Annotated in this window: 9 protein-coding genes and 1 tRNA gene; 2 read left to right on the forward strand and 8 right to left on the reverse strand. The window is 30.5% G+C overall.

Translation table 11 applies throughout. The annotated features are described in order from the left end of the window. Positions 1–31: 31 nt before the first annotated feature. Together Q0998_RS01160 and Q0998_RS01165 are read right to left on the reverse strand one after the other, a co-directional pair. Positions 32–1,279, reverse strand: a complete 1,248-nt coding sequence (locus tag Q0998_RS01160; protein ID WP_299665037.1) for a site-specific integrase — start codon at positions 1,277–1,279, stop codon at positions 32–34. 250 nt (positions 1,280–1,529) lie between these two features. Continuing rightward, positions 1,530–1,614: transfer RNA gene (locus Q0998_RS01165), tRNA-Ser, on the reverse strand. Between the two features lie 247 nt (positions 1,615–1,861). On the opposite strand from Q0998_RS01165, the gene aroC reads away from it, so the two are divergent. Together aroC and Q0998_RS01175 are read left to right on the forward strand one after the other, a co-directional pair. Continuing rightward, positions 1,862–2,926 carry a chorismate synthase gene (gene aroC / locus Q0998_RS01170; RefSeq protein ID WP_299665040.1) on the forward strand — a complete coding sequence of 355 codons (1,065 nt, stop codon included), beginning with the start codon at positions 1,862–1,864 and terminating at the stop codon, positions 2,924–2,926. 160 nt (positions 2,927–3,086) lie between these two features. Then, positions 3,087–5,513, forward strand: coding sequence for an ATP-binding protein (locus Q0998_RS01175; protein WP_299665043.1), 2,427 nt, complete (start codon positions 3,087–3,089; stop codon positions 5,511–5,513). Here the strand turns inward: Q0998_RS01175 and Q0998_RS01180 are convergent. The 6 genes from Q0998_RS01180 to Q0998_RS01205 form a co-directional block, all read right to left on the reverse strand. After that, positions 5,506–6,849: a sigma-54 dependent transcriptional regulator gene (locus Q0998_RS01180; protein WP_299665045.1), complete on the reverse strand. Its 1,344-nt coding sequence runs from the start codon at positions 6,847–6,849 to the stop codon at positions 5,506–5,508. The genes Q0998_RS01175 and Q0998_RS01180 overlap by 8 nt on opposite strands. 137 nt (positions 6,850–6,986) lie before the next feature. After that, positions 6,987–7,310 carry a hypothetical protein gene (locus tag Q0998_RS01185; RefSeq protein ID WP_299665048.1) on the reverse strand — a complete coding sequence of 108 codons (324 nt, stop codon included), beginning with the start codon at positions 7,308–7,310 and terminating at the stop codon, positions 6,987–6,989. A gap of 291 nt (positions 7,311–7,601) precedes the next feature. After that, positions 7,602–9,113, reverse strand: coding sequence for an NADP-dependent isocitrate dehydrogenase (locus Q0998_RS01190; RefSeq protein ID WP_299665051.1), 1,512 nt, complete (start codon positions 9,111–9,113; stop codon positions 7,602–7,604). Between the two features lie 158 nt (positions 9,114–9,271). Then, on the reverse strand, positions 9,272–10,324 hold the full coding sequence (locus Q0998_RS01195; protein ID WP_299665054.1) for a phytase: 1,053 nt from the start codon (positions 10,322–10,324) through the stop codon (positions 9,272–9,274). Beyond that, positions 10,311–13,151: a TonB-dependent receptor gene (locus Q0998_RS01200; RefSeq protein ID WP_299665057.1), complete on the reverse strand. Its 2,841-nt coding sequence runs from the start codon at positions 13,149–13,151 to the stop codon at positions 10,311–10,313. The genes Q0998_RS01195 and Q0998_RS01200 overlap by 14 nt, the downstream gene beginning before the upstream one ends. A gap of 253 nt (positions 13,152–13,404) precedes the next feature. Next, positions 13,405–13,716 carry a DUF3467 domain-containing protein gene (locus tag Q0998_RS01205; RefSeq protein WP_299665060.1) on the reverse strand — a complete coding sequence of 104 codons (312 nt, stop codon included), beginning with the start codon at positions 13,714–13,716 and terminating at the stop codon, positions 13,405–13,407. Positions 13,717–13,753 lie beyond the last annotated feature (37 nt).

Consider the following 13,753-nt stretch of genomic DNA (forward strand, 5'->3'; position numbering starts at 1 on the left):
GTCGATTTTTCCTTTTTGAATTAATTTATATTTAGCTACCTGATTCGATGGGATGACTATCTTTATCTATATTAAACTTTGCTCTTAACATTTGCATATCGTCGCTGACTTTTCTGTCCAATATTTTGGCATAATGCTGTGTGGTTTTTAAAGATTTGTGTCCGAGCATTTTGCTTACTGACTCAATTGGAACGCCATTTGTTAAAGTAACAGTTGTAGCGAAAGTATGACGTGCTAAATGAAAGGTTAGATTTTTATGGATTTCACATAGATCTGCAATTTCTTTTAGGTAGGCATTCATTTTTTGATTGCTTAACACAGGTAATAATTTGCCTTTATTTAAACTCTGTGGATGTTTTTTATATTTATCAATAATCATCTGTGCTATGGGAAGAATAGGAATTTTTGATGCTGATTCTGTTTTTTGACGATGTGTGAATATCCATTCTTCGCCATCAATACCTAAACTAATATTTGTTTTTGTTAGGTTTTTAACATCAACATAAGCTAGACCTGTAAAACAACTAAACATAAATATATCTCTTACCAAAGTCAATCTTTCCGTTGAAAACTCTTTATCAAGAATTTTTTGGATTTCATCTTCAGTTAAATACACGCGTTCTACCTCTCTAACTTTTGACTTATAGTTTGCAAAAGGATTTTTATCTATCCAATCATTAGCTAAACAAATTTTTATTATTTTGCCAAAATTCTTAATGTATTTTACCGCAGTATTATTGGCGCAGTTTCTTACACTTCTTAAATAGAACTCGTAATCTGTTATAAAAGCGTGATTGATTTCTTTAATATCAATATCTGAAATTTTATACTTGCATTCTAAAAAAGCAATTGTATGTTTTAATGATGTTTTGTAACGCTCTAAGGTACCCGCTGCATATTCCTTTCCCACCAATTCTTTTATTTTATTATTGTGATCTTCAAAAATTGGAATTAACATACGTTTGTTATCATCAACACCCTGCAACTTTAATTTCAATTTTGATGCTGTAGTTACTTCCTTATCCTTCATTATTTCATGGTGCGTATCATACACTTCTTGTTCTAGTGTTTTTAAATATGCATTAAATGATTTTATTTCTTCTGATACACCAATTGCTTTTTGCAATTTACTGCTCCATTTTTCTGGTTCAATGTATCTTTTAGATGCTATTTCTTTGGGCTTACCATCTATAGTAATTCGTAAATAAATAGGTGCTGTTCCGTCTGATTTGGTTTTACTTTTTTTGATTACAAAAAGTAAGTTGAATGTTTTATTCATAATAGGTCATTAAAAAGGTGTATAAATCTATCTTTTAAAACTACTTGAAACAAGATGTTCAAAAAGTGAACTTCTTATTATACAAGTGTTTAAGTGCAATTCGTGACCTGTTTTGGATTTTTTCCAATAGGTCACCGAATAGGTCACTGAAAGCATACTATTTAATGAACTTTATGTAGTTGTGTAAAATGCAAAAACGCCGTAAAACCTAAGTTTTACAGCGTTTTGATTGAGTTTATAACTCTTTCAGCGGAGAAAGAGGGATTCGAACCCCCGGACCTGTTACAGTCAATAGTTTTCAAGACTACCGCATTCGACCGCTCTGCCATTTCTCCAGAATTTTAGTCTCATCAGGTATCCCTGAATGCGGATGCAAATATAGAAAGCTTTTTTAATTTTATAAAAGAAAAAAGCGTTTATTTTTTGTGTTTTTTGAATATCATTAATTCATCAATCTATCTTATTCAGCATCAAGTGATCTTCAAAAATTAAAATAGATAGAAATCATTATAAAACATAGAAAATCAAATTTTTCTAAAACTGACTTTACTATATTTGTACGATACTTTAATACAAAAAACAATGTCATTTAATTCTTTTGGAAAATTATTAAAAGTTACAACGTATGGTGAATCTCATGGTACAGCAATTGGTGGAATTATAGATGGGTTTCCTGCAGGTTTAGAAGTCAATTTTGAAGCCATTCAAGAAGAATTAAACAGACGCAAACCAGGGCAGTCTAAAATTGTTACACAGCGGAAAGAACCTGATACGGTAGAATTTCTATCAGGAATTTTTGAAGGAAAAACAACGGGAACTTCCATTGGTTTCATTATTAAAAATACAAATCAGAAATCGAAAGATTACAATCATAATACCAATGTGTACAGGCCTTCTCATGCAGATTACACCTATGATCAAAAATATGGCTTAAGAGATTATAGAGGTGGTGGTAGAAGTTCTGCTAGAGAAACTGCAAATTGGGTAGTTGCTGGTGCATTGGCGAAGCAATTAATTGCCAAAATTAGTATCCATGCTTTTACGTCTTCTGTGGGTAATATTTTTATAGACAAACCCTATCAAGATTTAGATTTTTCTAAAACTGAAAATAATATTGTCCGGTGTCCAGATGAAGCTTCCGCAGAAAAAATGATTGATAAGATTAAAGAAATCAGAAAAGCTGGAGATACCATTGGTGGCACAATTACCTGTGTTGCGCAGAATGTTCCTGTTGGTTTAGGTGAACCTATTTTTAATAAATTACATGCCGAATTAGGAAAAGCAATGCTTTCTATTAATGCTGTAAAAGGTTTTGAATTTGGAAGTGGTTTTTGCGGATCTAAAATGAAAGGCTCTGAACACAATGATGTTTTTAATCAAGATGGTTCCACGCAATCAAACCTTTCTGGAGGGATTCAAGGTGGAATTAGCAACGGAATGGATATCTATTTTAGAGTGGCCTTTAAACCTGTTGCAACCATTATGAGCGCTCAACAAACCATAAACTCTGAAAATGAAATTACAGAAATTACAGGAAAAGGAAGGCACGACCCTTGTGTTGTACCAAGAGCTGTTCCTATTATAGAGGCAATGACTGCTTTGGTTTTAGCCGATTTTTATCTCCTAAACAAAACTAGGAAAATCTAAAAATCAAATAGAAAAACTTAAATTACTACTGTACTTAGAGGATGTATAAATAATTACACTTCTTATGCTATCCATTTTAAACAACAAAACAGAAACTAAAACGTTTTCATAGGTATACAAAAGTATAAATATTTACTTATTATAAGTTCATTTATCTTTTATGAAATTCTTTAAACATAGAGTTACTTTTAAAATTTTAATCGGTTATATCATACTTGGTATTTCGGCTAGTATTTTTGGTGCTTTAGTGCTGTCTGAAATCAAAACTTTTACACAATTACAAAGCCAAGAAATTACAGATCAAAACAAAATCTTACAAATTGGAAGTTTAATTGCTGATATTTATGAAAATGAAAGTTTGGCTAGAGCTGCTATTCAATTAAATTCTTCAAAAAAATTTAATACGTACGTTCAAGAAAACAAACAACTATTAGTAAAAATTGATTCGTTGAAATTTTTCACAAACAACGGATCTCAAGAATTCATTTTCGATAGTATAAAAGTTGTCATTACCAAAAAACTCAAGAATATAACCGATCTAAAAAAAGTAAAACGCAGCTATAATTCAGATGAATCTATAAGTACAGTAATTCATAAATTAAGTGCTATCGATTCTCTTTTAAGCAAAGCTTCTATTGATGATTTGATGAAAAGCACTGAATTTTTAGACTTTCAAACACGCATAAAATTTGAGAAATACACCAAAATACTTAACGATTATAATCCTCAAGACTCTATAAATACTATTAATCAAAAACAAATTGATTCGCTAATATCTGTCTCTAAAGAACTATTACAAGAAGCTCAAAAGGAAACTATCAAACAGCGAATATCTTTATTGAGAAAAGAACGAGAACTGATCGCAAATGATTTGATAATCTCTAGGAAATTGCAAGAGCTATTAAGTACTTTAGAAAAAGGAGTAATTGTATATACCAATAATATTAATAAACAAAGAGAGAAAACACTTCATCGAAGTAAAAATATTATTCTGTTTGCAGCAGGAATTAGCCTGCTTATCATTATTATTTTTTCGATTATCTTTTTAAATGACTTCTGGAAAAGTCAACGTTACCGTAAACAATTAGAAAAAGCAAACAAAACTACCTCTTCTCTTCTAAAAAGTAGAGAACAAATAATTTCTATGGTAAGTCATGATTTAAGAACCCCTTTAAGTACAATTACTGGTTACAGTGAGTTACTCCAAAAATCAACATCTAATATCAAAGAAGAAAACTATGTAGAACATATTCGGAATGCTTCAACATATATGAGCCAATTAGTAGACGATCTTTTGGAATTTTCAAAACTTGAAAGCGGTGAAATATCTTGTCAATCGATACCTTTTGACTTAGAAAAACATATCGATGCAATTGTATTAAATGTTAAAAATACTTTTCAGAACAAGTCTATAAACTTTATCGTTCATCATGACAAAAGAATTCGGTATTCTATTATAAGCGACCCATTTAGAATGCAACAAATTCTATCTAATTTAATAACAAATGCCTATAAATTTACTAATGAAGGAACTATAACCGTTACATCTATTTTAAAACTTGATACGAACAAACATATTTTAGAAATTGCAATAAAAGATACAGGAATAGGCATCCGTAAAAAACAACAAAAAGCTATTTTTAAGGCTTTTGCTCAAGGAGATAATCATAAGGCAAACAAAAAAGATGGTTTCGGTTTAGGATTGGCGATTACAAAAAAAGTAGTTGAGCTGCTAAAGGGTACTTTAACTTTAAAAAGCGAAGTCGATATAGGTAGTACATTTATTGTAAAAATTCCAGTAAACCTCTCTGATATTCCCTTAAACAGGTCAAAACCTACTGAAATTATTCCGATATTAAAACTAAAAGCAATCGTTGTTGAAGACGACGCTGCAATGAGAGAACTTCTAAACGACCTTCTGAAACAATACAATATTCAAAGTTATAGCTTTTACAATGCGCAAGCAGCCTTAAAAGCGATCGATAAAATCTCTTACGATTTAGTTTTAACTGACATTCAACTTCCAAAAATGAATGGTATTCATTTTATGAAAATCCTTAAAAATCACAAGTCGTATAAAAACCAACCCATATTGGCCATGACGGGAAGATTAAATTTATCTGAAAAAGATTATATGAATAGTGGTTTTTCAGGCGTATTGATCAAACCTTTTTTGGTTCAAGAACTAGAAAATCTTCTACAAAAGTTTTTTGGTGCTACTCTAAACGAAATTAGCAGCAAATCTGTTGATCAAGAAAATAAAAAAATAAAAGAATTTAGTGTAACTTCATTAAACAAAATTTTAAATAATGATGCTGCCGCGATAGAAAAAACATTACATATTTTTTTAGAAAACACAAAAAAAAATAGCTTACTATTAAAACAAGCAAAAGAAATTAACGATATACCTGCTTTTAATAGCGTTAGTCATACAATGCTTAGTATGTTTAGACAGTTAAACGTAAAAACGATTGTTCCTTTTTTAGAAAAATTTGAAACAACGAAAGTTATTGATCCTACTTTTTTTATTCTTTTTGAAAATACTCTTAGAAAATTTGTAGCATCACTAGAAAAGTACCTTAGTTAAGATTGTATTCTTTCATTTTGTTATAAAGTGTTTTTCTAGTAATATTAAGTAATTTGGCTGCATGTGTTTTATTGTTGCCAACTTCTTTTAAAGCACTTATAATAAGTTCTTTTTCGTTTTCTTTGGTAGAAAATTTATGAAATATGCTATTAGTTCTTTGTGAGTGTACCAATTCTTCGGGTAAAACACTTTTGTCTATAATCTCAGTTTGCGATAGTAAAGTTGCTCTTTTAATAAAATTTGATAATTCCCTTAAATTACCAGGCCAATGATAACTTTGAAAAAAAGCTATTACCTCTTTTGAAAAACCAACGATTGATTTATTTAGTTCTTTGTTGGCTTTATGCAAAAAGAAATCGGCATAAAGAATCAAATCATCATTCCTATCTTTTAAACTAGGAACTTTAATAGAAAACTCATTTAAACGGTGGTATAAATCTTCACGAAAATCGCCTTTTTCAACAGCTTTTAATAAATCTTCATTGGTTGCTGTAATCAAACGGATATCAACTAAAATTTCATGGCTACTTCCTATAGGTTTTACCTTTCTTTCTTGCAATGCACGTAATAATTGAACTTGATTTTCATAAGATAAATTACCCACTTCATCTAAAAAAAGAGAACCGCCATTTGCTGATTCAAAATGTCCTATTTTATCATGAACCGCTCCTGTAAAGGCCCCTTTTTTATGACCAAAAAATTCACTTGAAGCAATCTCTTTTGGAATAGAACCACAGTCTACCGCAATAAATGGTTTATCACTTCGCAAACTTTGTAAATGAATATTTTTCGCAACCACTTCTTTTCCAGTTCCACTCTCTCCTGTTATTAAAACAGACAAGTTGGTGGGTGCTACAAGATCTATGTAATTGTGTAGAGCTTTCGATACTGTACTAATACCTTTCACAAATTCTGTAATTGATGTATTCTTATTGTGGGTTGCACCATCAACATTAGAAGCATTTTCTTTTGAAGGTCTCATTTCTAAGGCATTATTTATAACTTCTAAAACTTCATCAGGATTTAAAGGTTTAGAAATATAATCAAATGCACCCTGTTTCATGGCTTGAACAGCAGTAGATACTTCAGCATAACTAGTTAGTAAAACTACTGGAATAAGGGTATTACTATTTTTTATTTGTTTTAATAAGTCAATGCCATTCCCATCAGGAAGACGTAGATCTGTAAAAACCAAGTCGTATTTTTCTTTTTTAAGTTGAGAGGAAGCATTGCTCATATTAAAACTTACATCGACGCTGTATTGATGTCGTTCAAGAAAATGTTTTAACATTTCAGAAAATGCAATATCATCTTCTACTAATAGTATCTGTTTCATAAAGCTTAATTTCCAATAAAAGTTACCATAAAATATAACTTACAAATCAAATAAAAAGTATAAAAAAAAGGATGCTTTTAAATAAAAAGCATCCTTTTCCGATTAAGTTTAGGGAACCATCTCACTAACCTATCACTTTACTCCTTTTCTTTCTCAATTATGTCAGTGTCTTTTAACCAATAACCATCTTTATCAATGTAAACAGTACTAATGATTTCATCAATATTCAATTCTAATTTGTATTGTTCGCTACCATTTACATACGCCTTACTAATGGTAGCAGATGAGTAGTCTTTCTTTACTGCATCAGTAACAGCTTTAGGTAATTTGTCTATATCAATTTCTTTGAATTCTTCAATCAATGAAACATTGATAATCTCGATTGGTAAAACGTTGTCTGAAAAAGCAAAAGTTGAAAACCCACTTGCTAAAATTGCTACTGTTAAAATTAATTTTTTCATAACCTTCATGATTTAAATTATTATAAATATTATTATTTACAATCACAATAAAGAAATAAGTGTACCGTGAATAGTTAATAACTATTTTTTAATTATAAATAATTGATTATCAATTATTTATTTTTTAAACATTCCTGCCCTTTAAAATAGCTTCCGTGTAAAAAGTGTATCATCATTTATTCATTGTGTAAAATTTACACAGTTTAAACTAAGTTGAACAAATGATATAAACAAGAAAAGTGAAACTTTCGTTTCACTTTTCACATTTAATAATAAATACTCAAGGAGTAACTACTCTCCTTGTCCTAATGAGAATGCTCTTTTGCCATCAAATTCATAAAGGTTCTCTGTTTTAATAACTTCAAAACCTTCATTGTTTAATTTAGATAATAAAGCAATTACTTTTTCAAATTCTATTGGGTTGTATACTAGTTTCCCTTCAATTTTAGAATCTGTATCTACAAATCTACATCTCCAATGATCTGTACAATAGGTTTCTTTCATCCCTTCTGGATATACTTTTACACCTCTGTTTGTAATCATTTTTAATTTCATTTTAAAAGAGTCTATGCTAGATAAAGCTTCTCCAATAATTTCTGGATTATTGCCTTTCCAATTGACAAAAACATCGACTCCTACTAAAACTTGCTTTTCTTCTTTTCTGGTATATTCTGGAATAACGATTGCTCCTTTTCCTGATGCTAAATTACTCGCCGGTAATAAATTTGGGTTCTTCCCAAGATTTCCGATTACTAAATGAGCAAACTCACTTGTAGACACTACCTCTTTTGTAATTGCTTCTTGGTACACATCTGCTGTGTGATATCCTTGTTCTAAAGTAACCAACCATGCATTTTTTATAGTATCTGCTATCTTTGTTTTACCAACATGACAGAGCATCATAATGGCAGCGTTTAACAATCCTGAAGGGTTTGCTATTTTTTGTCCTGAAATATCTGGTGCGGAACCGTGTATCGCTTCAAACATAGCTATATTGGTTCCTATATTTGCTGAACCTGCCATACCCACAGAACCCGCAATTTCTGCCGCGATATCAGAAATAATATCTCCGTATAAATTAGAAGTTACAATCACATCATATCTTTCAGGGTGTGCAGCCAATCTTGCCGAACCTATATCTATAATTTCTGAAGTACTTTGAATTTCTGGATACTCTGCAGCGATTTCTTTAAATACAGTATGAAACAAACCATCAGTCAATTTCATAATATTGTCTTTCACCATGCAGGTTACTTTCTTGCGTCCATAAACTTTTGCATATTCAAAAGCATACCGAACTATTTTCTCACAACCAGGTCTTGTAATTAACTTTAAACATTGTACTACATCTTGCGTTTGTTGATGTTCTATTCCCGCATATAAATCTTCTTCATTTTCTCTTACAATTACCACATCCATTCCTGCAAAATTAGTTTCTACATAGGGAGCATATGCATTTACTGGACGTACATTCGCAAATAAACCTAAAGATTTTCTAAGGGTAACATTTAAGCTTTTATATCCTTTTCCTTGAGGGGTAGTTACAGGTGCTTTTAAAATAATTTTGTTTCTGTTGATGGTTTCCCAAGCACTTTTTTCTATTCCTGATGAATTTCCAGACAAATAAACTTGCTCGCCTATTTCAATTTTTTCGGGAACAATATTTGCGCCTGCAGCATTTAAAATTTTTAAAGTTGCATCCATAATTTCGGGACCAATTCCGTCACCATAAGCTACCGCTACTTTGGTAATTGCATTCTGAACTGTCTTGTATTCTTTATGTTGTATTTGTAGGTTTTCCATCTGAATTGTTTTGATGTTACAAATATCAACAATAAAGTACATATATTTTTATTTATGTTTTTTATAGATTACATTAATAAAATTTATGATTATATACAAAAAGTGAAACTTTCGTTTCACTTTTTGTATTAACTCAATAAAGCATCCGTCCTCTTTTTTTATTCTAACAATTTTCTAAAATCATAAAAATAAAAATTTTTTTCATCATTCATAGCCACAAATAATCCGCTTTTAAATGTTTTATTTAAAGGAACTGTCACCACCTCACAGCCATCTGTTGCTGTGGTAGTTAAATTTATTGATTTTACAAATGCATTTGTTTTTCTATCAAACATGCTAAATTGTCCTTTTTGTTGATCTGATACGATAAGGTAACCGCTATTATTTTTCATTTTTGCTATCGCAATTCCTTCAATGTCTCGCTCAAATGTTTCGCCACCAAAACAACTAATTTCTTCATTTCCTTTCGAAGGTTCTGCATAATATTTTCGAATGCAATGCATTTCATCGGCATAATACACAAAACCTAATTCATTATCTATTGCGATTGCTTCTATTTCTTTTTTACCGCTAAATTTTCCAAATTTCCGTACCAATTCAATCCTTATAGTATCATTTTCTGAAATTAATTTATATTGATATAAATATCCTTCTTTAGGTCCTGTTTTTCGGCCAACAACAACATAAAATGCATCATTTAAAATTGATTTATAAAAAGAAATTCCCATAGGAAGTCTATTTTTAAGCTCTTTTTCATCTTTAAAAACAGGAAAACCTCCGTTGTCTAAAGGTTTTATTTCTGGAATAGAAAAAAGTCTAATTTGTTGTTTTTCTCTTTCTGTAAATACTAAAATATCAGTTTTAGTAGTATCATTTATTTTAAAACCATAGGCTACATCTACATTATTTGGTCTTTCTATATTTCTAATCGTCTTTTCTTTAATTATTTTTCCATCTAAATCAAACGCATATATTGCACCGTTGGTTTCTTTATCAGTGCCAAAAACAATACTTTTTGAAGAATCTGTTGGATGCACCCAAATTGCAGGATCGTCTGTATCATTTAACGTACTTTCTGTAATTACATTTGGTGCAATTGGTGTTAATTTACTTCCTTTAGAACATGATAAAAGTAAAAAAAAACCGATTAATGAAGTACTTATATTTTTAATATAGAAATTCACAGTACTATTATTTTTAAAATATGTCATATTTCAATCCTAAAGTTATTCTTCTTCCATAATACTCTATTTGCATTGTTCGCTCTCTTATTCCTTGGAAGTATCGCAAAGGTTGATTGGTAATATTGTTTACATCCGCATAAATTGATAGATTCTTATTAATTGTAAACGTAGTATTAAAATCTAAGAAAAATTGTCTGCCATAATAGCGATCTTCAAAACTATTCCCTCCTATTTCATCTATGTAAGAATCTGAAAAATTCGCAGAAATTCTTGCACTAAATTTTTTATCTGCATATCCTAACGAACCATTAAACATATTTGGTGTTGTATTTGGTAAATCTAAATCGTTTCTTTCTTCTCCATCTTCATTCCGAATTCCGCTCGCATCAGAAGTCAAATATGTATAATTTAAATAAATGCTAATATTTTTCAAGAATCCTGGTAAAAAATCTAATTTTCTTTGCAATGCTAATTCTATTCCAAATATAGAAGCAGTATCGCCATTTAAAGGTTGGTAAACTTCAAAACCTGTTGTATTTGGCCCGAATTCACCTGTTGTATTTACCGATTGAAAGGTATACACAAAGTCATTAATTTTTTTATAAAATAAACCTCCAGAAAGCAACCCAACATTATCAAAATAAGTTTCAGCCATAAAATCGAAATTCATAGAAGTTGTAGGTTCTAAATCTGGGTTTCCAAGGTATATTTCTTCGTCTCCCGTAACAATATCTAAAGTTGGTGTAATATCTACATAATTAGGTCTTGCTAAAGTATTTGTCCACGCAAATCTAAATACGGTATTTTTTGATATGTCATATTTAAAATGGATTCCTGGCATTAGATTAGAATATGAATTTTCTCTAGTAATTGTTCCGTCTAATTCATCTTCGTTTAAAATATTATTTCCTGTTGCTGTTAAGTTTGTTTGCTCAAAACGCACACCAACCAAAACACTTAATTTGTCTGATAATTGTTGATTTGTCATCACATAAGCCGCCCAAACATTTTCTTCAACTTTGTAATTTGCTCTTAGAAACTCATCTGAGACAGTACTTCCATCTACTAAATTTAAACCTCCTAACCATTTTTCGTCAGCAAAAATACCTTGTTGATATTGGCTTCCCGCTTGATAATCTGAATCGGAATATACTGTAGTTGGAATGGCGCCCAAATTAGGAGCTATTGGTGCTAAATCATATTCAAAAAAATCATTCTCTCTTACTTTATTTTTAAAACGACCTCTTGCTCCAAATTTTATAAAACCATCTCCTTTTCCAAAGAAATCTGAAGGCAATTCAAAATTGATAAACGTGTTAAAATCTTCTTCTTCTGTATATTGATTTTCTTCTGTAATTTCACCGAACCCAAAATTTGAAACATCATTAAAATCTGATGCATTTGCGGCGGTAAATAGTGGAAATCTTGGATTCGAAATATCGTTATCAATTATATATTCAGATTCAAACTCTGCATATCGTTCATTTAGTCTTTCTTCGGATGCTTTTGCAAAAGAAGTCATCCAGTCGATTTTTAATTTTCCTGAAACGTGATTTCCTCCAAAGCTATAATTTTGCATTCTTTGGTCTTCCAAACGTCTGTTTTTGTTTCTATTATTATCTATACCTCCTTTAGATTGTCTTTTTATTGCTACAGGAAACCTCGTTGGCGTATTATTAGTCAATGTAAAATCGCCCATATTAATATCTTCTGCATCTAAAATTTCTTGTTCTAATCGAAAACGATTTTCACGATCGTCTCTCCAATTGTACATCGTTTTTAAGTACATATTATTATTATCATTAATTTGATAATCGAAATTTGCAGAAAAACTTCTACGGATTCTTTGCACTAAATATTTTCTTTGTTCAAATACATCTGTATAAGGGTTTACATCAATTTCAACTTCGTCTGTACCGTCAAAATAACCGAATTCATCTGTCCACTCTGCCTCAACATTATCAGAACCAAAATCATTGTCGTTTACAGTTGCAGAAATCATCCACCCAAATTTTTTATCTTTTGTTCGATCTCCTACTAAAAACGAACCGTTTAAGATTCTTTTGTTTGTAATTGTATTTAGACCCGAACCAGCTGTAGTAGACAATCGAAAATTTTGTGGAGCTGTTCTTGTAATTAAATTTACAGAACCACCCAATGCATCTGCATCCATATCTGGAGTTACTGCTTTATTTACTTGAATAGATTGTATCATGTCAGACGGAATTAAATCCATCTGAATATTTCTATTATCTCCTTCTGCGGAAGGTATTCTACTTCCGTTTAAAGTCACAGAATTTAATTGAGGTGACAGCCCTCTAATAATAATATTTCTTGCTTCTCCTTGATCTACTTGCATTGTAATTCCTGGAATTCTTTTTACAGCGTCTCCAATGTTTGCATCTGGAAATTTACCAATTTGATCCATAGAAACCACATTGGTAATATTTAAATTATTCTTTTGTGTATTCAACGCTTTAGATTGCCCTCCTAATCTGTAAGATTTAATTTGAATAACACCTAATTCGATACTTCCTGATTTTAATTGAAACTCAACATTTACAGTTTCATTTTCTCTAACGACAACTTCTTTCGTTATATCGTTATATCCTAAATAGGTAACTTTAATAGTATGTTTTCCTACAGGAACAGCTATGATGGTAAACTTTCCGTTAAAATCTGAAATGTCACCTTTATTTAAGGATACTACAGCAATATTTGCTCCTGGAACATAAATTCCATTCTCGTCGGTAATAAAACCTTTAATGTTTCCTGTTTGTGCTACTGATTTAAAAGAAAAAAACGATAAACATATCGTTAGAAAGAATAGTTGAAAGATGTTTTTTTGTTTCATTTTTTTTGTGATTTATCCATCACAAAATTATGTATATGATTGGTTTTTAATGATTAACTAAATGAAAAGAAAAAGCTAAATTTTAAACTAAAAAGAGTTTGTTTAACTTTTAGTTAAACAAAAATTTACGCTAAATTAAAATGATACAAATTGCGTAAATTAAGTGCTACAAATAGAAAATAATAAACAAAAGAAATAGATGAAAAAGCTCTTTAAACGAAAAGACTGCCTTTTCAGACAGTCTTTACTAATTTTATGCTTGTCCTGTAGGCCCAAAATTCATGGGAATTGGAGGTTGTTCATAATCTTTAATCTCACCATTGGCTTGTTCAAATTTTCGAACATTGTCTGCTAGTGCTTTTGATAGCCTTTTAGCATGTTGTGGTGTTAAAATAATTCTAGATTTTACTTTTGCCTTGGGTACTCCTGGCATAATATTTATAAAATCTACAATAAATTCTGATACTGAATGATTTATAATTGCCAAATTAGAATAGGTTCCTTCTGCAATTTCTTGGTCTAATTCTATATTTAATTGACCGTCTTTGTTTTGATTTTCTTCCATTTTAATACACTTTGTCTGGCCGAGCGCAGTCGAGACC

It is taken from the genome of uncultured Polaribacter sp. (assembly GCF_947501385.1).
Lineage (GTDB): Bacteria > Bacteroidota > Bacteroidia > Flavobacteriales > Flavobacteriaceae > Polaribacter.